Raw genomic sequence first — 21,612 nt, 5'->3', positions numbered from 1 at the left:
CCGTGCCGGTACGTTCGTGCCCGGCTGCGCAGCCGGCACGTACCGCACACACGCATCGTCGGGCACGATGCCGGGGCATCCCGGCGTTTCAGGAGGACATGCCATGTACCGCCGCGCAGCAGCCGCTTTGGCCACCGTCGCCACGGCCGGAGCCTTGGCGCTCGGCATCACCGGCACGGCCGAGGCCGCTCCCGGCCCCGGCTTCTACGCACGCAGCCACCACACCTCGTACGCCGACTGCCAGGCCACCGGGCAGGCGGGGTACGGGATCTGGGGACCGATCTTCTTCTGTGAGCCCCTCAGCTCCACCCGCCAGGACATCATCGTCCTCTGGGTCCGCTACTGACGGAGACGGCCGGCCCCGGGCATGCCCCGGGGTCGCGCCGCGCCGCGCCGCCGGCCGGGGCCCCGGTGGCGTAAGGATCAGGCGACTTCGCAGGACCGGCGGACGTGACGCAGCTCCCCGGCCCCCGGCCCGCAGATCCTCGTCACGGATCCAGAACGAGACGTTGACGACCTCGAACCGGTCGGCCCCCTCCTCCGCCGCCCGATCCGCCTCCGCGGATCCCCGGTACGGGAGCGAGAGCAGCGCGCGGGCCTCCAACGACAGGGCCGGCAGTGCCATCGGCTGCCCTCCGTAGTGGGGCCATTCGAAGGATGCGGGGATGCGCGGTGGGCCCCCGATCGTGCGGCCCGCCTCCGGGGAGTCGTCGCGTGGGGAGTCGGCGTTCGCGGCAAAACCCACGGACTGTCTGAGTCCGCCCGGCGGATCCGAGCGTCCGCCCGCTGCGCGGTTGAAGTCGTGCCCCTGACAACATGGGGGCAACGGAGGCAACCCGCGGGTTCGTTCGTTCGTCCTGCCCACCGGGCGGGTCCGAGGGACGGACCGGCTCCCTCCGCACCGTGCACGTCGAGAGGTCTCCCCCCATGCCCTTGGCCGATCCCGATGTCAGCGTCCTGTCAGAGGACTTCGCGGCCGACCCCTCCCGCTGGTTCGCCCGGCTCAGGGAGCGGGCTCCGGTGCACTACGAGCCGGGGATCGACAGCTATTTCCTCTCCCGCCACGAGGACGTGAGACGGGTGCTGACCGACCACGAGGCGTTCACGACCGAGACCCTCCAGGCGCGTGCCGAACCGGTGATGCGCGGCCGGGTCCTCGCGCAGATGATCGGGGCCGAGCACACCGCCAAACGGAAGATCGTCGTACGGGCCCTCACCGGTCGTGCACTCCAGGACCACGTCCACGCCGTCCGCGCCCACGCGGCGGAACTCATCGCACCCTTCCTCCCCGAGGGCCGGATCGACCTGGTGGGCGACTTCGGCAAGCCGCTCGCCGTCCGGGTGACCCTCGCCGTGCTCGGCCTGGACCCGCAGGACCGGGAGCGGGTGGCCGCCTGGAACTCGGGTGTCGTCGAGTTCATCACCGGCCTGGACCTTTCCCCCGAGCGCCGCCGGCACTGCCTGGACTGCGCCGAACAGCTGGAGGCGTACCTGCGCCCCGTCATCGCGCAGCGGCGCCGGGACCCCGGCGAGGACCTGATATCGCAGCTGTGCGCCGCGGAGTTCGACGGCGTCGCGATGAGCGACCGTGACGTCACCGCACTGGTCGTCAACGTTCTGGCCGCCGCCACCGAGCCCGCGGACAAGACGCTCGCCCTGCTCTTCAAGCACCTGATCGACCACCCCGAGCAACTGGCCGAGGTGCGCCGGGACCCCGAACTGCTCCCCGCCGCGATCGCCGAGACGATGCGCTTCACTCCGCCGGTGCAGCTCATTCCGCGTCAGGCCGAGGCGGACGCCGTGTTCGCCGGCGCCACCGTCCCGGCGGGCGCCACGCTCTTCTGCATGATCGGCGCGGCCAACCGCGACCCCGCGGTCTTCACCGCCCCGGACACCTTCGACACCCACCGCCCGGACCTGGGCACCGCCCGCTCCTTCACCGCGGCCGCCCAGCACCTGGCCTTCGGCGCCGGACTGCACCAGTGCGTCGGCGCGGCCTTCGCACGCGCCGAGATCGAGACCGTCGCCGGAATGCTCCTGCCCCTGCTCGACCAGGTGCGTCACAGCCCCGGCTCCCACTACCGGGAAGCCGGGCTGTACACCCGGGGTCCCGTGGCCCTGCCGCTCGACTTCACGCCCGTCCGCGGCTGACGGGCGTCCTTGCCACAACCTCTCGTCCTTGCCACAACCTCCCGTACTTCCCACAACCTCCCGTACTTCCTGCTTCCGTGCCAACTGCCCCCCACACCCTGCGAAGGCAACCATGAGCGCCACCGACATCTCCCGTGCCCTCAACGACCTGCTCTTCACCCCCGGCCTCGGCCTCGAAGAGGCCGTCGAACGGCACTTCACCCCCGACTACCGCCAGCGCACCAACGGAGTGTGGAGCGATCGGGCCGACTTCGTCCGGCACATGACGCGGCTGCGCTCCCTGGTCCGAGGCGGACACATCGAGGTCCACGAGGAACTGCGCGACGGACCGCGGTACGCCGACCGGCACACCGTCACCGTCGAACGGGACAACGGGCGCATCTCGCGCATCGAGGTCCACCTCTTCGCCGTGATGGCCCCCGACGGCCGGTTCCAGCGCGTCGACGAGACCACGCTGCTGGTCGACGGCCACCCCGAGGACGCCAACCTCGGCTCCGTCAGATGAGATCCGCAGGACAGCGCCGGAGGGCACGAGAGGCGAGGAGCGGTCGTGGTATCCGTCGGTGACAGGCTGAGCAGGGCGCGCGTACGGGCCTTCGTCGGCCGGGAGGAGCAACTCGGCCGCTTCGAGGGGGCATTGGCCGGTGACCCGCACGCCCCGTTCGCGTTCTACGTGTACGGGCCGGGCGGCATCGGGAAGTCGACGCTGCTGCGGCGCATGGCCGACCACGCCCGTGTCGCGGGCCGGCTCCTCGTCGAACTCGACGGCCGGTTCGTCAGCAGGGACCCGGCCGACTTCGAGCGTGCCGCAGGCCCCTTCCTGGACGTTCCGGGCGCCGTCCTGTTCGTGGACTCCTTCGAGCACTGCCAGTGGTTGGAGGACTGGCTGTGGCAGCACTTCCTGCCCCGCGCCGCCGACGACACCCTGGTCGTCCTGGGCGGGCGGCGCGCACCGCGGCCGCAGTGGGCCGCCGACCCCGCCTGGGCCGGGCTGCTGCACGTGACCGAGCTGAAACCGTTCTCCGAGGAGCAGGCGCGACGCCTGCTGATCGCGGCGGAGATCCGGCCCGAACTGCGCGACCGGGTGCTCCGCTTCGCCGGGGGCAACCCGCTGGCCCTGTCCCTCGCGGCCGCCGCGGGATCCGAGGGCTGCGGCCGCGAGGCGGTCTGGGCCCCCTCGGCGGGAGTGCTGCGCACCCTGCTGGCGGGCCTGATCGGCGAGGTGCCCACCGCGGCTCACCGCCGGGCCCTGGAAGTGGCGGCGCAGGCGCACTCCACGTCCGAGGAGCTGCTCGCCGCGGTGCTGCCCGAGGAGGACGCCCATCTGCTCTTCGCCTGGCTGCGGGACCTGCCGTTCATGGAGTCCGCGTTCCGCGGCCTGTACCCGCACGACGCGGCCCGCGAGACGCTCGCCGCCGATCTGCGCTGGCGGGCACCCAACGCCTTCGGCGCGATGCGCCGACGACTGGCGGACGAGTACCTGCGCCTGCTGCGCGAGGCGCCCGAGGACCGGGTGTGGACGGTCACCGACGATCTGTTCCACCTCTTCCGGGAGGGCGAGACACTGGCCCGGCTGCGGACCTGGTCCCGCGAGGACGAGGTGCACGACCGCCCCCTGCACCCGGACGACCTCGACGTCGTCCTGCGCATGGCCGAGGAGACGGAAGGGCCGGCCTCCGCGGAACTGGTCCGCTACTGGGCGCGCCGCCAGCCGCAGGCCTTCAGCGTCTACCGCCTGGTGAGCTCGGGCCGGATCGTGGCGTTCACGGCCCGGCTGGCCCTGCCGGCCCCTCCCGACCCCCTGGACCTGGCCACCGACCCGGTCGTGGCCGCGGCGTGGGCGTACGCCGATGCCACCGCGCCGGTGCGGTCCGGCGAGCACATAGGCGTCAGCCGCTTCTCGGTCTATCCGGAGCGCTACCAGGTCCCGTCGCGCGTCACCGACCTGAGCAGTTCCCGGGCCCATGCCGAGAGCGCCCGCGCGCGTGGGCGCGCCTACGGGTTCGCCGTCTTCCGGGACGCCGAGACCTGGGCCGAGCGGGTGCGGGGGACCCTGGTGGACACCGGGGCGCGTCCGCGCGTCGGCGCGTACGACTACGGGCTGTTCGGTGTGGACTGGCGTCAACTGCCCGTGGAGAACTGGCTCCTGCGGTTCACGGAGGCCGCCGACGCCGCGGCCCTGCCCGTGCCCGAGGGACCTTCGCCCCTCTCCCGAGCCGCGTTCGACCAGGCCGTACGGGAGGCGCTGGCGCACTGGCGCGACCCGGGGGCCTTCGCCGCCTGCGCCCTGCTGCGCACCCGGCTGGCGGCCGACCTCGCCGAGCCCGTCGCCGAGTTGCGCGCCCTGTTGCGCCGAGCCGTCGACGACCTCGCCGGCGACCCGCGCGGGGTCCGCGCCCGCGAGGCACTGACGGCGGGCCACTTCTCCGGCGCACCCACCCAGGAGGCCGCCGCGCGCCGCCTCGGGCTCCCGTACGGCACCTACCGCCGCCATCTGCGGCAGGGCCTGGACCTGCTGTGCGACGCCCTGTGGCAGCGGGAGTTGCACGACCTCCGGTAGCGGCACCGGGGGAGGGGCCCTGCGGGACCGGGTGGACAGCTGCGGACAGCAGTGGACAGGGCTCGGCGCCGCAGGGCCTGGAGAGTGGACGGTGTCCGGCGCGAATCTTCGTGCCATGAACGCAGTACGGACACACACGGCCCCGGCGGCCCGCCGGGCACCCCGGCCGGGCGCGGTGCTCGCGGCGCTCGCCGCGGCCCAGTTCACCGTCATGCTCGCCACCTCGATCGTCAACGTGGCCCTCCCGCAGATCCGTTCCGGGGCAGGGCTGTCGGACGGCGGGACCACCTGGGTGGTCAACGCCTACGGCCTGGCCTTCGGGGCGCTGCTCCTGGCCGGCGGGCGGCTCGCCGACCTCCTCGGCCGCCGCCGGGTGCTGATCGCGGGGCTCGCGCTCTTCGGGGCCGCCTCGGCGGCGGCGGGACTGGCCACGTCCTCCGGCGTACTGATCACGGCCCGAGCCGTGCAGGGCCTGGGCGCCGCCGCCATCGCCCCCGCCTCGCTCGCCCTGGCGATGGAGCTGTTCCCGTCCGGCCCGGGGCGCGGGAGGGCACTGGGCGTGTGGGGAGCCGTCTCCGGTGCGGGAGGAGCGGCCGGGGTCCTGCTGGGCGGTGCGGTCACCCAGGCATGGGGCTGGCCGTGGATCTTCCACTCGGTCGTGCTCGGGACGGCGTTGGTCCTCGCCGCCGTGACGGTGTGCGTACCGCCGCGGTCCGGGCGGGGGGCCGACGGGCCGTCCGGGCGGTTCGACCTGCTGGGCACGGCCACCGTGACCCTCGCCCTGACCTGCCTGGTCTGGGGGCTGACCACCGTCCGGGCCACCGGCTGGAGCGACGCCCGGGTGGTGGGCGCCCTCGGCGCCGCCGCCGTGCTGTTCGCGGCCTTCGCCGTGATCGAGGTCCGCTCGCCGGACGCGCTGGTACCGCCCCGGCTGTTGCGCGCCGGCCGGGTCGCCGCGGGCAACCTTCTGATGGCCCTGCTGGGTTCCGTATGGATCGCGCTGTTCTTCTTCCTGCCGCTCTACCAGCAACAGGTCCTCGGATCCGGCCCGTTGACCACCGGTGCGGGTCAGCTGCCCTTCGCCGCGGCCAACATGCTCGGCTCCGTTCTCGCTCCGCTGCTCGCCCGGCGGATCGGCGCCCGGGCGGCGGTGACCGCGGCCCTGCTGACGGAAGCCGCCGGACTGCTCTGGCTGTCCCGGCTGAGCGTGGACGGGAGTTACGCGGCCGACGTGCTCGGCCCGAGCGTCCTGGTCGGCCTCGGCCTCGGCGCGGCCTTCGTCCAGATCACCGCGTTCGCCGTGGAGGGCGTCGGCCCGCAGGACGCGGGCCTGGCGGGCGGGCTCGTGAACACCACCCGGCAGGTCGGCGGCGCGATCGGTCTGGCCGCCCTGACGACACTGGCCGGATCGGTCACCGCTCACGCCCCGCACTCCGCGCCCGCCGCGGAGGCCCTCACCGCCGGCTACCGCACCGCCTTCGCCGTCTCCGCCGCGGTGCTTGCCGCGACGGCGGTGCTCGCACTGCTCTTCACCCGGCGCGCCCCGGCCCCTCCCGGCACCCCGCCGGCGGCCACGCCGCGCCTCTCCCGCACGGGCTGAGCCGACGGATCAGCCCCCGCACACCCCCACCACCCCCTCCGACAGGAAGAACGACCATGGTCACCATCGACGAGACCGCTCCGGCGACAGCCCGCCTGAGCACCCGAGTCCACGCCCCGCTCGCCACGGTGTGGGAGGTGCACACCGACATCGCCGCCTGGCCCACCTGGAACCCGGACATCGACATGACCGAGCCCGACGGCCCGACGGCACCGGGCAGCACCTTCGCCTGGCGCACGCACGGCATGGAGATCACCTCCACCGTGTACGAAATGACCCCCGAGCGGCGAATCGTCTGGGGCGGACCCTCCGCCGGGATCACCGGCATCCACGTCTGGACGTTCGAGCAGGACGGTGACGCGGTCGTCGTCCGCACCGAGGAGTCCTGGAGCGGCGCCCCGGTCGAGGCCGCGGCCGAGGAACTGGGCAAGGCCCTCTACGCCTCGTTGGAGGCCTGGCTGTCGCACCTCAAGGTCCGTGCCGAGCAAGCCGTCTGATCAACCGTCACATCTAAAGGGAGAGGTTCCGCAATGACCGTTTCCAAGCCGTACCTGACCGGCCACTACACCCCCCTCGTCGAGGAGGTCACCGCCACCGAGCTCACCGTCGAGGGTTCCCTGCCCCCCGAGCTGACCGGCAGGCTGCTCCGCAACGGGCACAACCCGAAGCCCGGCGTCACCCCCACCCACTGGTTCAAGGGCAGCGGCATGGTCCACGGCATCCGGCTGCGCGACGGCCGCGCCGAGTGGTACCGCAACCGCTGGGTGCACACCCCCGCCCTCGACGGCGCCCCCTACATGACCGAGCGGGGCCCCGACTTCACCGCCAGCACCGCCGGCACGCACGTCATCGAGCACGCCGGGCGGCTCCTGGCCCTGTGCGAGTCGAACTTCCCCTTCGAGCTCACCCCGGACCTCGACACCGTCGGCGCGTACGACTTCTCGGGGAAGCTGACCGGCGCGATGACCGCGCACCCCAAGACGGACCCGGTGACCGGGGAGCTCCACTTCTTCGGTTCGTCCCCGTTCCCGCCGTTCCTGACCTACTACGTCGCCGACGCCAAGGGCGAGGTCACCCACAGCAGCGAGGTCGCGGGGGCCACGGCGGCGCTCAAGCACGACTTCGCCATCACCCGTCGCCACGTGGTCTTCATCGAAGGCAACGTCACCTTCGACCCGACCGAGCACTCCGGCATCCCGTACGCGTGGAACGACGGGCAGCCCGCCCGCATCGGCATCATGCCGCGCGGCGGCGACGGGGCCCGCGACGTCCGCTGGTTCTCCATCGAGCCGGGCAACGTGCTGCACGTGGCCAACGCCTTCGAGGACGGGCGGGGCCGCATCGTCCTGGAGGGTCCGACCGTGGACCGCGAGGGCTTCGAGCTCTCCTGGAACTGGTGGACCGGCGCTCCGGGACGCGGCAGCGAGCCCGCGTCCCGCTCGTACACGAGGCGCTGGGTCCTGGACCCGGCCGACGGCACCGTGTCCGAGCAGATCGTCGACGACCTGCCGGTGGAGTTCCCGACCCTCAACGAGGACTACACGGGCACGGAGAACCGCTACCACTACGCCATCTCCTTCCCCGACGAGAAGGGGTTCGGGGGCTACGGAGTGGTCAAGTACGACCGCACCACCGGCGCCCGCCGCATCCACCAGGTCGGCGACGCCCGGCTGCCCGGCGAGGCCGTGTTCGTCCCGGCCGCGAACGCCTCCTGCGAGGACGACGGCTACCTGCTCACCGTCGTGTCCGACCTCAAGCAGGACGCCTCGCAGCTGCTGGTCCTCGACGCCTCGGGCCTCGACCGCGTCGCCACCGTCCACCTGCCCCACCGGGTACCGGCCGGGGTCCACGGTTCCTGGGTCCCCGACGGCGCACTGGAGGACACGGCGGGCTGAGACTCCCCGCGCGGGTGCGCCCGTCCGGCCGGGGCCGGACGGGCGCACCCGCGCGAGCGGCAACGGGGGGTCAGGTGACGGCCTTGGCCCGCAGCACGCGGGCGGCCTGCTGACCGCCTCCGGTCGCCAGTACGCGCACCTCGCCCTTGTCGCTGATCTCCGCGCGGACGATGCCGGTGGCGTCCTCGTAGACGGGGTGGCCGCCCGGTCCCGTCCCGCTGGTGCGGGTCATGCGTACGACGTCCTCCCCGAGGCCGTCCACGGCCGCGAAGACCACCTCGAAGGCGTCCAACGGACCGGTGTCCCCGTCCGGAGATCCGGGGCCCTCGGGTTCGTTCGGCGTGCTCATGGCTGGTCCTCCTGCCGTGATTGCGTCCGCCGTGCGCATGGCGGTGGTCCCCTACCCGCCACGCTAAGCCCCACCCGCCGGCCGCGCAGGCCGGCCGCGGCGCGCCGACGAAAAAGCACCCCACCTGGCCCGGTGAGGTGAACCTGTACGTCGGATGGCGGCGGGGACGGACGGCAGCGGTGGCACTGCGCCGGGGCGCGCCGGAGGCTCGTTGCCCGGGCCGACCACGAGGGAAGGGCAGGAGCCGATGCCGCAAGCCGGGGAAGAGGGCCTCACCGCGCGTCCGATCGGGACGCCGGATCAGCCGCGGAGCAGAGCCGGGCACCTGAGGACCGCGTTGACGCGAACCAATCTGCTCCCCGCGTTCCTCGTCCTCACCGTCATGATGCTGGCGCTGTGGCTCATGGGCATGCCGTTCCTCCAGGCCCTGACCATCTCCACGGCGGTGAAGATCGCGGTGGCCATGCTCGAACTCCGCCGGTTGCCGGATTCCTCCGCGAGGTGACCGGCGTCCGGTGACCGGCGCCCCGTGTGACGGCGAGGCCGCCGGCGCCGGACTCGTGCCGGAGGCGGCTGGTCACGCCGCGGCCACCAGCCGTCGCAGCGGGCCGTCCTTCAGCCGGGCGGCGAGTGCGGTCTGCCGGCGCCACACCGCCCAGGTGGCGAGGAGCGCGACGAGGGCGCCGACGACGAAGCCGACGAGCACGTCGTGCGGGTAGTGCACGCCCACCCACACCCGGGAGGCCGCCATCAAGGCCGCCGCGGCCATGGCGACCAGGCCCAGCCGGCGCGATACGAGGAGCAGCGCGAAGGCCGCGGCCGAAGCGAGGGCCGCGTGGTTGCTCGGGAAGGACCAGTCTCCGGATGCGGGGCACGCCTCGAGGGTGAGCACGTGCAACCGCTCGCAGGGACGGTCCTCGCGGACGGCCAGTTTCAGCAGCGAGTCGACGCCGAAGGCGAGGACGGTGACCAGCGGGACCGCCAGGGCGGTGACGGCGGCCGGGGTCCCCGCACGGCGGGCCCGCCACCACGCGACGAGCATCAGCAGCGCGAACACTCCCAGCCCGTAGTCGGACCAGCCGGTGATCAGCCCGTCGACCCAGCCGGGCGCCCGGTGGGCGAGGCCGACGACCTCCAGGTAGGCGGGGCCGTCGATGGCCGAGCCGTCATATGCGAGATTCATGCAGGGGCCTCATTCCGGTGCGTGGCGGCCCGCCGGGAGCGGATCGGTCCGGCTGCCCGCGGCAGCGGCGATGCGTGGACCGACTACAATCGTGTAGACGGTCTACTGAACTGTAGACGATCAGGAGACGAGGGGGACGCCATGGTGGAGGGTGCTGCCGAGCGCAGAGGGGCGGGGGAGCTGGAGGCGAGCGTGCTCGCCGCGCTGTGGGCGGCCGACGGCCCCCGCACCGCCGGCCAGGTGCAGCGCGGCCTGGACGTGGAGCTGGCCCGTACGACGGTGACCACGATCCTCTCCCGCCTCTTCGAGAAGGGGACGGTCGGCCGGGAACGCTCCGGCCGCGGATTCGCCTACTTCCCCGTACGGGACGCCCACGGCCTGACCGCCCGTCGTATGCACCACGAGCTCGACAAGGACAGCGACCGGCGGACCGTGCTGGCCCGGTTCGTCTCGGACCTCGGTCCCGAGGACGAGCGCATACTGCGCGACCTCCTGGAGGGGGGTGGCGGGCGGTGATCGCCGCGCTCCTCGTGTCGCTGCTGATGCCCTTCGCCGCGCCCGTGCTCGTGCGCGAGGCCGCTCCCCGCATGCGGCCCGTGGCCGCGATGTGGGCGCTGAGCGCGACGGCGTGCGTGCTGGCGGCCGGATGGCTCGCGGCCCTCGGCGGCCTGCTCCTCGCCGGCGCGCTCACCGTGCCCGCCGTGGCGCGTCTGGGCCACCTGATCCATCCCTGGAACGTCGAGCCCGCCGCGGTCGCCTATCCGGCGACCGCACTCGCCGTCGGCGCGCTGTCCGTGTGTGCCTGCGCCATCACCCGGTCGGCAACGCGCCGACTGTGCGAGTACCGCGCCGCGCACGCGCAACTGCGGTACGCGTCCTCCGCGGGGGACCTCAGCATCCTGGACCGCTCCGATGCGGACGCCTACGCCCTCCCGGGGAACCCGGGGCGCGTGGTCGTGACCTCCGGCATGCTGCGCGCGCTGGACGGACCGGAGCGGGAGGCCCTCCTCGCCCACGAACGCGCCCACCTGGCCGGCCGCCACCACTACTTCCTCGCCGCCGCCGATCTGGGCGCCCGCTGCCATCCCGCCCTGCGCGGACTGCGTGATGCCATCGGGCTGGCGGTCGAACGCGTCGCCGACGAATCCGCGGCGAGCGCGGTGGGCGACCGCACTCTGACCGCCCGGGCCATCGGCCGCGCGGCCCTCGCCGGGAACGCCGGCGGGGCGGCCCGCCCCTCCTTCGCCGCGGGAGCCGCGGGTGGCCCCGTACCGCAGCGCGTGCGAGCGCTGCTCCGGCCGACGGCTCCTCGACGCGGGCAGACGGTCGCGGCGGCCTGCCTGCTCCTCGCGGTCTCGGCCGCGACCCTCGCGGGTACCACGGACGGGCTCGTGAGCCTGCACCGGAAGGTCGAGATCGCACAGGGCGAGGCGCCGCGGGGCGACTGACCGCACGTCAACCGTCGGGCCGCGACCGGCGCCTCGCTCGCGGATGCCGCGTCCTCCAGCGCCCGCACGACACGTCCCGCATGACACGCCCCGCTCGACATGCGCGGGAGAAATGCCGGGTTTCGCTAGCTTTCCGCATCATCCACTTCTCCGGAAGAAGACAGATGCGCCGGCCTCCCCCGACCACGGCGAGTACGCGAGCCGCATGGTGGTCCCTGGTCCTGACCGCACTCCTGGTGGCGTGGTTGCCACCACCAGGTCCGGCCCAGGCCCGACCTCAACCCCAGCCCCTGCCCCGGTCGGCCCCGGACGCGCGAGGGCGCGGGGGCCACGACGGTCACTCGTCGCACCACAAGCGGCGCCATTCCCCCCGGCTGTCCGAGCAGGCGAAGGCCGGCCGGTACGGGGGCGGTGAGGCGGTCGTCGGTACGCTCCGCTCCTGGCCCACGATCGACTTCTCTGGCCAGGCCGTACTGCGGGAGTTCCGACTGCGCTCCCTCAGCCCGCACGCCGAGTTCTGGGTCCCCACCGGTGACCTGCGGGTGGACACCGACGACTGCAGCACCTCCAACGCCGACGACCTCGTGATCACCGACCGGCAGCTGCGCTACCTGGGCGACCAGTTCGAGCACGTGATCCGCCCCCGCCAGGCCAAGGTCTTCGGCGTCCCCAGGCCCCGTGACGGCAGCCACGCCAAACCGGAACTCCTCGACCCGAGCATCCCGGCGGACGCCTGGCGCGGCAAGGGGGACCGCGTCGTCGTCCTCGTCGACAACATCGCGGCCGGTGGGGAGTTCCTCAGCGCCGACGTCGAGACGGTCGACCGCAACATGCTCACCATCGAAGCCGCGGGCTGGAAGACCATGCTGGGCGCCAAGCCGGCCGACCTGGGCGGTACCCCCTGCCGCATCTGGGAGGGCTTCCCGCTGCCGAACTACATCGAGGGCCTCCTCGCCCACGAGTACAACCACGTGCTCTGGTACAGCGGGGCGAAGGACCCCCAAGGCGCCGCCTGGACCATCGAGGGCACGGCCGAATGGGCCCGATGGCTGGTCGGCTACGACGACCGCAGGCAGGACGCCCTCAAGAACCTCAAGATCGGCTGCTTCCAGGGCCGTCAGCAGGCCATGTTCCCGCCCGGCTACACCGACGCCTACGGCGACCGCGACGGCGGCCCCGAGAACTCCCTCAGCGTCTGGGGCGACCCCGGCCATAGCTTCCTGTGTGACTACGGCGCCGCGGAGACCATGATCCACACCCTCGCCGAGCGCCACGGACACGGCTTCGTCAGGGACCTGCTCTTCGAAGGCGGCGGCTCCGGGATCGACCGCCTCGCCAAGACGCTCGCCCGGCACGGCGCCCACGAGGACCCGTTCGCCCTCCTGCGCGACTGGTCCACCACCGCGGCCCTCGACGGGATCCTCGACGACGGTGCCGAACTCACCGGCGCCGACCCCCGCCGCTTCCGGGCCAAGCCGCTCCACTCCACCGTCAACCTGGACACCCCCTTCGCGTACTCCCGCCCCGGTGCCCCCTCCAACGGCGCCGATTTCGTCCGCCTGCGCGACGCCTCCGGCGGCCCCCTGACCGCGGCCGCGCTCCGCTCGCTGACCTTCGACTCGCCCGCCGACTACCCGGTGAGCCCGGTGGAGTGGACCGTCGACCCGGACGGTCACGCGTCCGGCGACCCTGCCCTCCACTCCGGTCCCGCGCAGAACGCCCTCGACCGCAGCATCGTCCGCTCGGTCACCGTCGACCCGGCGGACCCCACCCTGTCCTTCGACGCCCGATGGGAGATCGAACAGGGCTACGACCTCGGCGTGGTCCAAGTCTCCACCGACGGCGGAGCCACCTTCACCTCACGCCGCAACGCCGCCATGACCACCACCCTGAACGGCGACGCCGACGCCGGGATCACAGCCCTGCTACCCGGTTTCAACGGCGACTCCGGTGGCTGGACCCACCAGAGCATCGACCTCTCCGACCTCGCCGGCCAGACCGTACTCGTCGCCTTCCGCTACCGGACCGACGCCTTCTTCGCCGAGGCCGGCCTGTGGATCGACAACATCAGGTCCGGCTCCACCCTGATCTCCGACGGTTCCTCCCTCACCGGCTGGCAGACGATCAGCAACTACCAGATCCACAAGATCCCCGGCATCAGCCTGCGCCTCGTCGCCTACACCGGTGACCACAAGCGCGCCTGGACCGCCGACGTCCCCCTCGACGCCGACCGCCACGCGGCCCTCGACGAACGCCGACTGCACCGCCTGCTGGGCGCCAGGGCCGAAACGGTCTTCGCCATCGTCGACCACTACGAACCCACCGAGACGATCATGGCCCCGGCGCCCTACCGGCTCACCGTCAACGGTGCGCTCCAGCCGGGCGGCAGCTGACCCCCTGCCACCGCAGTGCCGGTGCCGTCACCCGACCGACAGCACCGGCACGCCGTCCCCGTTGAAGTGCCACAGCGCGCTCGAATACCAAAGGACCACCACGGCGACCGCCAGCGCGCCCCCGGCCAGGGGCAGCGCCCAGCCCGGCAGGCGGCGGCTGTGCACCAGCAGGACCTTGGCGGCGAACGCCCCGTAGAAGAAGCACCCCGCGATCGAGTGCACCGCCACGCGCGAGCCCGTCAGCTGTACGCCGTACGCCCGGACGCAATGCACCGCGATCGGGACGGTCAGGGCGAACAGCAGCACACCGACGATCCGGTGGGTGATCGGCACCGGGCCCGGCACTCGGCGCGCGCCGGGCAGCCGGCCGTACATCCACAGCGCCAGCAGCAGTTGGAGGACGGCCAAGGCCAGGACGCCGGTGGCGAGCTGTGCCTTGAGGCGCAGGGCATCGGCGTCGCCCCGGCCGAACAGCGTCGCGGTGTAGTCCGGCGTGTTCGCCCGGCCGAACAGGAACAGGGCGACGAAGACGGCGGCGGCAGCCCCCGACGCCAGGACGAGGGCGAGCCCGCCCTCCGGGCGGCGCAGAGCGGGCCGGGCGTGCGACATGGTGCTCCTCGTCTCGGAACGCCGAGGGTCGGCGGTTCGTCATCCCTTGTACTCGGCCGGTGCGACGAACACGGGGCGACGCGGCCGCAGAACCGGCTTCATCGGCAACCGATTGCCCCCGCCCCCCGGTGCGGGCACTCGTGGTGCGCGCCCCCGCGCTTGCTTCCCTCCCGGGCCCATCGGTGGGATGTTTGCGGGTCGAAGGGGCCTGCCGCAGGCCGCAGGGGGGATCGGGATGGACAACGTGACACGTCATCAGCACCGTGCCGCCGACGACGCCAGAGCCACCGGAAAGCCGCGCGGGACCGGCGCGAGCCGCATCGCGCACCACCGCCGGGCGGCGCTCTACGCCATGGCGGTCACCGTGGCCGTTCCACTGACGCTCGGAGCGGCCGGGGACGCGGTGCCGGCGGGGGACCGCACGATCGTCTTCGCCCGCTACACGACGGCGGCGCCCACGGAAGACCTCTACGCGATCTCTCCCGGTGGCGGCACACCGGGGAAGCTCACCCACACCCCCTCCGTCAGCGACGTGATGCCCAGCTGGTCCCCGGACGGCAAGCGGGTGGCGTTCGTACGCTACGGCTCCGGTGGCGCCGTCGACGGGATCTGGACGATGACGGCCACGGGCGGCGACCCGAAGCCCGTCCCCGGCACGAAGGGCGCCTGTGACCCGGCATGGTCCCCGGACGGCAAGCGGATCGCCTACGCCAAGCCGGTCGGCACCCAGCGCGAGATCTACGTGGCGGACATCGACGGCACTCCCGCCACCCGCCTCACCCACACCGCCGAGGACGACCTCCACCCGACCTGGTCCCCGGACGGCACGTACCTGGCGTTCAGCCGTGCGGACACGGCCGGGCACAGCAGGCTGATGAAGATCCGGCTGTCCACCCTGGCGCAGACGGCGGTCACCGGGCCCGACTCCCACGACGGGACCCCGGACTGGTCACGCGGCAACCGGATCGCGTTCAGCCGAGTGGACGCCTCCGGCTTCGCCCACCTCTACCTCGTCCGCCCCGACGGAACCGGACTCCACCGCATCACCTCGGACCGCTTCAACGACAAGAACCCCTCCTGGTCCCCGGACGGACGCCGCCTGGTCTTCACCAGGGGCGGCACCGACGACGCGGACCCCGAACACCTCTACCTGGTACGGGCGGACGGCACGGCCCTGACCCAGCTCACCAAGACCCCCTCCCACGACCTGGAGGCCGACTGGCGCCCGTGAGCGTGGCGGCGGCTACGACTCGTTCAGGTAGGCGAGGACCGCGCGGACGCGGCGGTTGGTGTCCTGGTCCTCCGTGATGCCGAGCTTGCCGAACAGGGACGTCGTGTACTTCCCGATGGCGCCCTCACTGAGGAACAGGCGCCGCCCGATGGCCTGGTTGGACAGTCCCTCGGCCATGAGACCCGGCACGGGGTGCTCGCGCTCGGTGAGCCGTGCGAGCCCAGGGCTCGGCGCACCGCCGGCCAGGAGCCTCGCGATCACGGCCGGGTCCATGGCCGTCCCGCCCGCCGCGACGCGCTCCAGGGCGTCGACGAACTGGTCGGCGTCGAACACGCTCTCCTTGAGGAGGTAGCCGACGCCGCCGGAGCCGTCGGCCAGGAGCTCGCGGGCGTACAACTGCTCGACGTGCTGGGAGAGGATCAGGACCGGCAGCCCGGGTATGTCGCCGCGGGCCGCGAGCGCGGCCCGCAGGCCCTCGTCCGACTGGGTCGGCGGCATGCGGACGTCGATGACGGCCACGTCCGGGCGCCAGGTCCGCAGCGCGTCCAGCGTCTCGGGCCCGGTGGCGGCGGTGGCCACCACCTCGTGCCCGTACGCCTCGATCAGGCGCACCATCCCGTCACGCAGGAGGTAGAGGTCTTCCGCTACGACGATTCGCATGGCAGCGCCATCCTCACACACGTCGGTCCGCCCGCCGGGCTGGTGATCTCCAGGGCGCCGCCGAAGACCGCGAGGCGCCGACGCAGGCCTGCGAGCCCGCCGCCCGCCCGGATGTCCGCCCCGCCCCGGCCGTCGTCCTCGACCTCGGCGACGACGCCGGTGCCGTCCTGTACGAGGGCCACGCGCGCGCGGCGGCCCCGGCCGTGCTTGACCGCGTTGGTCAGCAGCTCGGCGATCCCGAAGTAGAGGGCGGACTCGATCGGCGGGTCCAGGCGCAGCGCGGTGTCGGCGCGGACGGTCACGTCGAGGGGAACGTCCAGGGCGAGGGCGCGGACGGCGTCGACGAGTCCCCGCTCGTTCAGCACGGGAGGGCTGATGCCCCGGACCAACTCACGGAGTTCGGTCAGCGAGGCGCCGGCCCCGGCGCGGGCGTCCCGCATCAGCGTCCTGGCCTGTTCCGGGTCGGTCTCCATGAGCTTCTCGGCGGTCGCCAAGGACAGGCCGAGCGCGACCAGACGGGCCTGCGCTCCGTCGTGCAGGTCCCGCTCGATCCGGCGGATCTCGGCGGCCTGCGCGATCGTCGCGTCCGCGCGCATGGCGGTCAGCTCGTCCACGCGGTCCGCCAGCAGCATCGCGGGCGACGGGCGCAGGAAGCGGACGGCCACCGGCTCGACGGTCCGCCACGCGTAGGGGGACGCGGCGACGGCCACGACCAGGCCGCACGCCCCGACGATGCGTGCCGGCCAACCCGGTTGGGAGAGTCCGAGGACCGCCGTGGCCACCGCGGCCGGCGGCAGCGCGGCGACCACGCCCGCGGTCACCGGCGCGACCACGGCGAACCTCAGATCGCGCCAGGTGGCCGGGTCGCCCCACCAGATCCGCCACCTCTGGTCCATCAGGGCGTCCCGGCGGGTGCGTTCGTATCCGAAGCCGTTCCACCAATAGCCGGTGGCCATCCGCGTCACCGGCCCGGCCTGGTGAGCGACGCCGGCTACCACCCGGCCGGCCTGCCCGCGCTGCGCACGGCGATCGCCGACCACCACAGCGCCGACGGACTGCCGACCCTGCCCGAGCAGGTCGTGGTGACGACGACCGGGGCCACACAGGCGGTCGCCCTGATCGCCCGGCTGCATCTCGGGCGGGGATCGACCGCGATCGTGGAGTCCCCCGGCTGGCCCGGCTGCCTGGACGTGCTGCGCGCGGCCGGTGCCCGGCCGGTCGGCGTCGAACTCGACGCCGACGGCGTACGGATCGACCGGCTCGCCACCGAACTGGCCACCCACACGCCCGCGTTGCTGTACGTCACGCCGACCTTCCAGAACCCCACCGGCATCCTGATGTCCGCCGGACGGCGCCGCCGGGTGGCCCAGCTCGCCGCCGAGCACGGCGCCGTCGTCGTCGAGGACACGCGCACGCGGCGGCCCTCGCTCCCGGTCAGGCACCGCCGCCGATCGCCGCGCACCCCGCCGGGGGAACGGTGCTGACAGTGGGCTCGCTGACCAAGGCGGTCTGGGGCGGGCTGCGGATCGGCTGGATCCGCGGGCCCCGTGAGGCCGTCGAACCCCTGGCGCGGCTCAAGGCGCTCGAAGACCTCGGCAGCCCCCTGCTGGACCAGGCCCTGGCCGCGCGTCTGCTGCCCGGGCTCGCCACCCTCGCACCCGACCGCGAACGCCTGCGCCGCGAACGGCTCGCGACGATGACCCGACTGCTCGACGAGCACCTCCCGGACTGGCGCTGGCAGCCCCCGCAGGGTGGTTCGGCGCTGTGGATCCCGCTCCCACCGGGCACCGGCGCCCACGGCTACGCCCAGCTGGCCCTGCGCCACGGCGCCGAGGTCATCCCCGGCAACACCATGGACACCACGGGGGCGCACGACGACTTCCTCCGCCTGCCCTTTTCCTTCGCCCCGGACACGGCGAGGGAACTGGTCACCCGCCTGACCGCCGCCTGGACGGCTCTGTCGCGCGACGCATCCCTTGCCCCACCTATCGAAATTCGATAGATTCCCATCGTAGCTCGATGGGAGGCTGGGTCATGGGAAAGCTGACGGTGGGTGCACTGCGCGCCGTGCTGGTGGTGGTGCTCACCGGCACCGTGCTCGTACAGGCGATGATGGTCTGGACGTTGGTCAGCGGGAACGACCCCGAGGACGGGACGGTCCCGCTGACGCCGCTGCGCGTGATCACGATCCTGGGCATGCTGTCGGCCCAGGTCACCGGGGTCTGCGTATGGCGGCTGGTGTCGATGGTGCGACGCGGAACCGTGTTCTCCCACGCCGCGTTCCGTTACGTGGACGGCGTGATAGGCGCGATCGTGGCGGCCGCCCTGCTGTGGTTCGCGGTCACGGCCGTCAACGCGCCGGGCCAGCGGGAGGACCCGGGTGTCACCGTCATCATGGGCGGGGTCGGCGTCGCCATCCTGGGCGTGGCACTCATCGTGCTCGTGCTGCGGATGCTGCTCGCGCAGGCCGTCGCGCGCGACGTCGAGGCGACGCAGATGCAGGCCGAACTGGACGAGGTGATCTGATGCCGATCGCCGTCGACATCGACGTGATGCTGGCCCGGCGGAAGATGTCCGTGGGCGAGCTCGCTGAGCGCGTGGGGATCACACCCGCCAATCTGGCGGTGCTCAAGAACGGCCGCGCCAAGGCGGTGCGCTTCACGACGCTCGCGGCACTGTGCGAGGTGCTCGAATGCCAGCCGGGCGATCTGCTGCGCTGGGAGTCCGAGGCGGAGGCGAAGTCGGAGCCGGAGGACGTGGCGGGGATCCGGCGGCCAGGCGGGTGACGGCCGGGCCGTCGGCGGTGTGTACGGGGAGGCGGCGGCCATGCCTGTGCGAGGGTGCGGGTTCCTCTGTCCCGCTTCACCGCCGGGAGTTTCGATGCTCGAACGCAAGTCGCTCAAGGGCCGTACCCAGGTCACCTTCGTCCTCCCAGAGCACACCCCGGACGGCCCGGTCAGCGTGGTGGGGGACTTCAACCACTGGAACCCCGCCGCGCATCCCCTCACCTCCCGGGGCGACGGCACCCGGGCCGCCACCGTCGCGCTGCCCAACCACGGCGGCCACTCGTTCCGCTACCTGGCGGCCGGTGACTACTGGTTCGACGACGAGCACGCCGACGCCCACGACGGTGCCAACAGCCGCGTCCACACCTGACGGGCAGGTGGGGAACCCCTTCCCGGTCAGCCGGGAACGCCGGGCCCGTCCTCCTCGTCGAGGCGGTCCGGCAGGCCGAACAACGGGAAGAACCGGTCGGTGTCGCGAAAGGCCGTGATGCCGGAGATCCTGTCGCCGCAGAACTCGACGACCTGAAGGGCCCAGGGCACGTACCCGGTGCCGCCGTCCGTGCGGGGGCGGTACTGGCCGAAGGCGGGGGAGCCGTTCGCCGTCGTCGGCACGAGGCGTGAGCCGCGGCAGCCGATCGCGGGGCCGGTGAGCCAGGCCCGGATGTCGGGGACGCCGCGCATCCACTTCGCGTACGGGGGCAGGCACAGGGTGGCGTCGACGTGGAGGAGCATGTTCAACTCCTCCATGTCGTGACGGGAGAAGGCGGCCGCGTACCGCTCGGCGAGCACCCGGCGGACCCTGTCGTCGTACGGCCGGCCGGCCGGCGCGTCCGTCGCCCCGCGGCGGACGGCCAGTGTGGCGCGAGCCCGCTGCAGTGCGCTGTTCGCGGAGGCGACGGTGGAGCCGTGCAGATCGGCGACCTCCAGGGCCGAGAACCCCAGGACGTCCCGCAGGATCAGCGTCGCCCGTTGCCGCGGCGGCAGGTGCTGCAGCGCGGCGACGAACGCCAGCCGCACGGACTCGCCGGTCGCCGCGGCCGCCTCCGGATCGCCGCCGGGGCATGGCTCCACCCACAGGGCGGACTCCTCCACGGGCATCGGCGGCGCGCCGCCCTCGCTCGGCCCCGCCAGATCCATCGGCAGCGCCCGCCGCTTGCCGGAGGCGAGGGCGTCCAGGCAGACGTTCCCGGCGATCCGGTACACCCACGACCGCAGCGCCGACCGCCCCTCGAAACGGTCGATGCTCCGCCACGCCCGGACCATCGTCTCCTGTACGGCATCCTCGGCCTCGACGTACGACCCCAACATCCGGTAGCAGTAGCCGATCAACTCCCGCCGGAATTCCTCGATCCGCTCCGCCGCGGCGCCGCCCGCCCCGTCGTCCCCCATGCCGCACCCCTTCGAACATCATCCCCGGCAACTGACAGCAGTGTCGGCTCCATGATCGCCCGCGATGCCGTCGACGCGCTGCCGGAGGCGGGTGTCCCGGGTCCCTACCGGTAGAAGGTCCGGCCTGCGGCGCCCGAGGACACCGACCACACCTCGGTGATCAGACCGTCCACGACGCGCAGCGTGTCGGTCCCGCTGCGGGACACGGTCGAGCCGTCCGGCGCGGTGAAGCTCGCGAGGTACGGGCGGGCGACCGCCCCGGACGGCGATGCGGCGGATGCGCCCGGTTCGAGGTCGACGACGGCGAGTCCTTCCGCCGCGAACCGCAGTCCGGTCCGGGTCCCGTGCCAGGTGCGGCGGGGGAATCCGCGTGCACCGGGTGATCGACTTGGGGGACACTGCGCAGATGAGCGCCGAAGTCTTCCGGACACCGCAGGAGCGGGCCCTTCGTCATGTCACCGCGCTGTCGTCGGGTCCTGCCATGGATCCCGGGCTGCGGGTGACCCTCAACTTCCACCCGGACCGCCTGGCGACCCACGGCAGGCCGCTCCTGGAAGTACTGGGCGAGGACGGCGGCTACCGCTCGCAGTTCGTGACGGGGACGAGCAACGGTGGGCTGACCGCCCATCCCGGCGGAGACCGGTGGCGCTGGGAGAGCCGGATCTTCGACGGGGCGTACGACGACGCGGCGGCTCACGAGCGGCCCGTGTACGGTGCGCTGAACTTCCGCCGCAAGACGGTCGGCGCGGCGCCGCGGTTCGGTTCCGCGCACTTCCGCCTCACCGCGCGGACGCTGGCCCGGACGACGTTCTGCTACCCGGACAGCGTCTTCGAACCGTCGGACTTCGGCGTCGCCACTCGCATGCGGTTGGTCGAGCTCGCACGGGCCGACACCCAGGACGCCCTCGACGACTACATCGAGGCGCAGGTCCACGGGCACGTCCGGCTGGAACACGATGTGGAGGCGCTCGTCCTGGACCCCTGCTACCGGGGCACGGACGTGGAAGCGGCGGCCCGGGCCCTTGCCTGCCCCGTGGAATGGCACTCCGGCTTCCGCCTCACGACCGAGGAACTCCGCCTCCACCCCGACTACCGTGGCCCGGAACACGTCGAGTTGGGCCGGAAGATCGCCGTTGACGGCGTCCTCGATCCCCGCATCGTCGGAGACGCGGTGCGCACCGGCATCCACGACCCGCAGGCGATCAAGAAGGTGTGGCACTGCCTCGCGCGCTTCGGGGCGCCTCCGTGCCCCTCGGAGGAATCCCCGGGCGGGCCGGAGGCCGGGCGGAGCAGCCGCGGCCACCGTGAGCAGCAGGTCGAGGAGGGGCACCGATGAACGACGCTCTCGCGGGGCTCGA

General features: G+C 73.1%; 23 protein-coding genes and 1 pseudogene. 18 read left to right on the top strand and 6 right to left on the bottom strand.

Going from position 1 to position 21,612, the window contains the following annotated elements:
* Positions 1 to 103: 103 nt before the first annotated feature.
* From ACFYZL_RS07315 to ACFYZL_RS07285, 7 genes are all read left to right on the top strand, one after another.
* Entirely contained in the window at positions 104 to 346 is a 243-nt protein-coding gene (locus ACFYZL_RS07315; protein WP_384755261.1) for a hypothetical protein, read from the top strand.
* Positions 347 to 927: 581 nt separating this feature from the next.
* A complete protein-coding gene (locus ACFYZL_RS07310) occupies positions 928 to 2,151 on the top strand; it encodes a cytochrome P450, cyclodipeptide synthase-associated (RefSeq protein ID WP_388676889.1) in 1,224 nt (407 codons plus the stop codon).
* Between the two features lie 112 nt (positions 2,152 to 2,263).
* Positions 2,264 to 2,656 carry a nuclear transport factor 2 family protein gene (locus tag ACFYZL_RS07305; RefSeq protein ID WP_388676886.1) on the top strand — a complete coding sequence of 131 codons (393 nt, stop codon included), beginning with the start codon at positions 2,264 to 2,266 and terminating at the stop codon, positions 2,654 to 2,656.
* Positions 2,657 to 2,701: 45 nt separating this feature from the next.
* Positions 2,702 to 4,711 (top strand): AAA family ATPase, encoded by a 2,010-nt coding sequence (locus ACFYZL_RS07300; RefSeq protein WP_388676883.1) that lies wholly within the window; start codon positions 2,702 to 2,704, stop codon positions 4,709 to 4,711.
* Between the two features lie 115 nt (positions 4,712 to 4,826).
* Complete coding sequence (locus ACFYZL_RS07295; protein ID WP_384755250.1) at positions 4,827 to 6,311, top strand: MFS transporter; 1,485 nt, start codon at positions 4,827 to 4,829, stop codon at positions 6,309 to 6,311.
* 56 nt (positions 6,312 to 6,367) lie between these two features.
* Positions 6,368 to 6,808: an SRPBCC family protein gene (locus ACFYZL_RS07290; RefSeq protein WP_384755247.1), complete on the top strand. Its 441-nt coding sequence runs from the start codon at positions 6,368 to 6,370 to the stop codon at positions 6,806 to 6,808.
* 33 nt (positions 6,809 to 6,841) lie between these two features.
* A complete protein-coding gene (locus ACFYZL_RS07285) occupies positions 6,842 to 8,206 on the top strand; it encodes a carotenoid oxygenase family protein (protein WP_388676879.1) in 1,365 nt (454 codons plus the stop codon).
* Between the two features lie 70 nt (positions 8,207 to 8,276).
* Here the strand turns inward: ACFYZL_RS07285 and ACFYZL_RS07280 are convergent, their stop codons facing one another.
* The gene (locus ACFYZL_RS07280; protein WP_388676876.1) at positions 8,277 to 8,555 is read right to left on the bottom strand and encodes a DUF6296 family protein; all 279 of its coding nucleotides are present in this window, start codon (positions 8,553 to 8,555) and stop codon (positions 8,277 to 8,279) included.
* A gap of 337 nt (positions 8,556 to 8,892) precedes the next feature.
* On the opposite strand from ACFYZL_RS07280, the gene ACFYZL_RS07275 reads away from it, so the two are divergent.
* Positions 8,893 to 9,060 carry a hypothetical protein gene (locus ACFYZL_RS07275; RefSeq protein WP_384755539.1) on the top strand — a complete coding sequence of 56 codons (168 nt, stop codon included), beginning with the start codon at positions 8,893 to 8,895 and terminating at the stop codon, positions 9,058 to 9,060.
* 72 nt (positions 9,061 to 9,132) lie between these two features.
* Here ACFYZL_RS07275 and ACFYZL_RS07270 read toward each other — a convergent pair whose 3' ends face one another.
* The gene (locus tag ACFYZL_RS07270; RefSeq protein ID WP_384755541.1) at positions 9,133 to 9,738 is read right to left on the bottom strand and encodes a phosphatase PAP2 family protein; all 606 of its coding nucleotides are present in this window, start codon (positions 9,736 to 9,738) and stop codon (positions 9,133 to 9,135) included.
* Positions 9,739 to 9,879: 141 nt separating this feature from the next.
* Here ACFYZL_RS07270 and ACFYZL_RS07265 point away from each other — a divergent pair, with 141 nt between their 5' ends.
* The 3 genes from ACFYZL_RS07265 (at position 9,880) to ACFYZL_RS07255 (ending at position 13,579) form a co-directional block, all read left to right on the top strand.
* Positions 9,880 to 10,254: a BlaI/MecI/CopY family transcriptional regulator gene (locus ACFYZL_RS07265; RefSeq protein ID WP_384755544.1), complete on the top strand. Its 375-nt coding sequence runs from the start codon at positions 9,880 to 9,882 to the stop codon at positions 10,252 to 10,254.
* Positions 10,251 to 11,186 (top strand): M56 family metallopeptidase, encoded by a 936-nt coding sequence (locus tag ACFYZL_RS07260; protein WP_388676871.1) that lies wholly within the window; start codon positions 10,251 to 10,253, stop codon positions 11,184 to 11,186. Before ACFYZL_RS07265 ends, ACFYZL_RS07260 begins: the two co-directional genes overlap by 4 nt.
* A 164-nt stretch (positions 11,187 to 11,350) precedes the next feature.
* Positions 11,351 to 13,579, top strand: coding sequence for a choice-of-anchor J domain-containing protein (locus tag ACFYZL_RS07255; RefSeq protein WP_388676868.1), 2,229 nt, complete (start codon positions 11,351 to 11,353; stop codon positions 13,577 to 13,579).
* 27 nt (positions 13,580 to 13,606) lie between these two features.
* Here the strand turns inward: ACFYZL_RS07255 and ACFYZL_RS07250 are convergent, their stop codons facing one another.
* Entirely contained in the window at positions 13,607 to 14,188 is a 582-nt protein-coding gene (locus ACFYZL_RS07250; protein WP_384755553.1) for a DUF6529 family protein, read from the bottom strand.
* A 244-nt stretch (positions 14,189 to 14,432) separates the two neighbouring features.
* On the opposite strand from ACFYZL_RS07250, the gene ACFYZL_RS07245 reads away from it, so the two are divergent.
* Positions 14,433 to 15,419: a hypothetical protein gene (locus tag ACFYZL_RS07245; protein WP_388676864.1), complete on the top strand. Its 987-nt coding sequence runs from the start codon at positions 14,433 to 14,435 to the stop codon at positions 15,417 to 15,419.
* Positions 15,420 to 15,431: 12 nt separating this feature from the next.
* Here the strand turns inward: ACFYZL_RS07245 and ACFYZL_RS07240 are convergent, their stop codons facing one another.
* Together ACFYZL_RS07240 and ACFYZL_RS07235 are read right to left on the bottom strand one after the other, a co-directional pair.
* Positions 15,432 to 16,079, bottom strand: a complete 648-nt coding sequence (locus ACFYZL_RS07240; protein WP_388676861.1) for a response regulator — start codon at positions 16,077 to 16,079, stop codon at positions 15,432 to 15,434.
* Positions 16,064 to 17,056 (bottom strand): annotated as a pseudogene (locus tag ACFYZL_RS07235) (sensor histidine kinase); the annotation flags it as partial. The gene ACFYZL_RS07240 and the pseudogene ACFYZL_RS07235, both read right to left, overlap by 16 nt.
* On the opposite strand from ACFYZL_RS07235, the gene ACFYZL_RS07230 reads away from it, so the two are divergent.
* The 5 genes from ACFYZL_RS07230 to ACFYZL_RS07210 all read left to right on the top strand — a co-directional run bounded on the left by ACFYZL_RS07230 (position 17,057) and on the right by ACFYZL_RS07210 (position 19,235).
* A complete protein-coding gene (locus ACFYZL_RS07230; RefSeq protein ID WP_388676858.1) occupies positions 17,057 to 17,563 on the top strand; it encodes an aminotransferase class I/II-fold pyridoxal phosphate-dependent enzyme in 507 nt (168 codons plus the stop codon). It begins immediately after the preceding pseudogene.
* Entirely contained in the window at positions 17,557 to 18,081 is a 525-nt protein-coding gene (locus tag ACFYZL_RS07225) for an aminotransferase class I/II-fold pyridoxal phosphate-dependent enzyme (RefSeq protein WP_388676855.1), read from the top strand. The genes ACFYZL_RS07230 and ACFYZL_RS07225 overlap by 7 nt, the downstream gene beginning before the upstream one ends.
* A gap of 32 nt (positions 18,082 to 18,113) precedes the next feature.
* Positions 18,114 to 18,605, top strand: coding sequence for a DUF2975 domain-containing protein (locus ACFYZL_RS07220; RefSeq protein WP_384755562.1), 492 nt, complete (start codon positions 18,114 to 18,116; stop codon positions 18,603 to 18,605).
* Positions 18,605 to 18,865 (top strand): helix-turn-helix domain-containing protein, encoded by a 261-nt coding sequence (locus ACFYZL_RS07215; RefSeq protein ID WP_388676852.1) that lies wholly within the window; start codon positions 18,605 to 18,607, stop codon positions 18,863 to 18,865. Before ACFYZL_RS07220 ends, ACFYZL_RS07215 begins: the two co-directional genes overlap by 1 nt.
* A gap of 94 nt (positions 18,866 to 18,959) precedes the next feature.
* Positions 18,960 to 19,235 carry an isoamylase early set domain-containing protein gene (locus tag ACFYZL_RS07210; RefSeq protein WP_384755568.1) on the top strand — a complete coding sequence of 92 codons (276 nt, stop codon included), beginning with the start codon at positions 18,960 to 18,962 and terminating at the stop codon, positions 19,233 to 19,235.
* Between the two features lie 26 nt (positions 19,236 to 19,261).
* On the opposite strand, the gene ACFYZL_RS07205 is transcribed toward ACFYZL_RS07210, so the two are convergent.
* A complete protein-coding gene (locus tag ACFYZL_RS07205) occupies positions 19,262 to 20,254 on the bottom strand; it encodes a sigma-70 family RNA polymerase sigma factor (protein WP_384755571.1) in 993 nt (330 codons plus the stop codon).
* Positions 20,255 to 20,660: 406 nt separating this feature from the next.
* On the opposite strand from ACFYZL_RS07205, the gene ACFYZL_RS07200 reads away from it, so the two are divergent.
* A complete protein-coding gene (locus tag ACFYZL_RS07200; RefSeq protein ID WP_388676848.1) occupies positions 20,661 to 21,590 on the top strand; it encodes a DUF3626 domain-containing protein in 930 nt (309 codons plus the stop codon).
* Positions 21,591 to 21,612: the final 22 nt, after the last annotated feature.

The organism is Streptomyces sp. NPDC001717 (genome assembly GCF_042892775.1).
In the GTDB taxonomy this organism is placed as follows: domain Bacteria; phylum Actinomycetota; class Actinomycetes; order Streptomycetales; family Streptomycetaceae; genus Streptomyces.
The sequence above is the reverse complement of the archived record's forward strand: the minus strand, read 5'-3'. Positions and strand labels throughout refer to the sequence as shown.

What these genes read in the sequence shown, in the direction of transcription:
- ACFYZL_RS07290 (WP_384755247.1), top strand. Translation starts at nt 6,368, where the DNA reads ATGGTCACCATCGACGAGACCGCTCCGGCGACAGCCCGCCTGAGCACC.
- ACFYZL_RS07205 (WP_384755571.1), bottom strand. Translation starts at nt 20,254, where the DNA reads ATGGGGGACGACGGGGCGGGCGGCGCCGCGGCGGAGCGGATCGAGGAA.
- ACFYZL_RS07220 (WP_384755562.1), top strand. Translation starts at nt 18,114, where the DNA reads ATGGGAAAGCTGACGGTGGGTGCACTGCGCGCCGTGCTGGTGGTGGTG.
- ACFYZL_RS07250 (WP_384755553.1), bottom strand. Translation starts at nt 14,188, where the DNA reads ATGTCGCACGCCCGGCCCGCTCTGCGCCGCCCGGAGGGCGGGCTCGCC.
- ACFYZL_RS07210 (WP_384755568.1), top strand. Translation starts at nt 18,960, where the DNA reads ATGCTCGAACGCAAGTCGCTCAAGGGCCGTACCCAGGTCACCTTCGTC.
- ACFYZL_RS07315 (WP_384755261.1), top strand. Translation starts at nt 104, where the DNA reads ATGTACCGCCGCGCAGCAGCCGCTTTGGCCACCGTCGCCACGGCCGGA.
- ACFYZL_RS07200 (WP_388676848.1), top strand. Translation starts at nt 20,661, where the DNA reads ATGAGCGCCGAAGTCTTCCGGACACCGCAGGAGCGGGCCCTTCGTCAT.
- ACFYZL_RS07255 (WP_388676868.1), top strand. Translation starts at nt 11,351, where the DNA reads ATGCGCCGGCCTCCCCCGACCACGGCGAGTACGCGAGCCGCATGGTGG.
- ACFYZL_RS07280 (WP_388676876.1), bottom strand. Translation starts at nt 8,555, where the DNA reads ATGAGCACGCCGAACGAACCCGAGGGCCCCGGATCTCCGGACGGGGAC.
- ACFYZL_RS07310 (WP_388676889.1), top strand. Translation starts at nt 928, where the DNA reads ATGCCCTTGGCCGATCCCGATGTCAGCGTCCTGTCAGAGGACTTCGCG.
- ACFYZL_RS07215 (WP_388676852.1), top strand. Translation starts at nt 18,605, where the DNA reads ATGCCGATCGCCGTCGACATCGACGTGATGCTGGCCCGGCGGAAGATG.
- ACFYZL_RS07285 (WP_388676879.1), top strand. Translation starts at nt 6,842, where the DNA reads ATGACCGTTTCCAAGCCGTACCTGACCGGCCACTACACCCCCCTCGTC.
- ACFYZL_RS07270 (WP_384755541.1), bottom strand. Translation starts at nt 9,738, where the DNA reads ATGAATCTCGCATATGACGGCTCGGCCATCGACGGCCCCGCCTACCTG.
- ACFYZL_RS07240 (WP_388676861.1), bottom strand. Translation starts at nt 16,079, where the DNA reads ATGCGAATCGTCGTAGCGGAAGACCTCTACCTCCTGCGTGACGGGATG.
- ACFYZL_RS07265 (WP_384755544.1), top strand. Translation starts at nt 9,880, where the DNA reads ATGGTGGAGGGTGCTGCCGAGCGCAGAGGGGCGGGGGAGCTGGAGGCG.
- ACFYZL_RS07295 (WP_384755250.1), top strand. Translation starts at nt 4,827, where the DNA reads ATGAACGCAGTACGGACACACACGGCCCCGGCGGCCCGCCGGGCACCC.
- ACFYZL_RS07305 (WP_388676886.1), top strand. Translation starts at nt 2,264, where the DNA reads ATGAGCGCCACCGACATCTCCCGTGCCCTCAACGACCTGCTCTTCACC.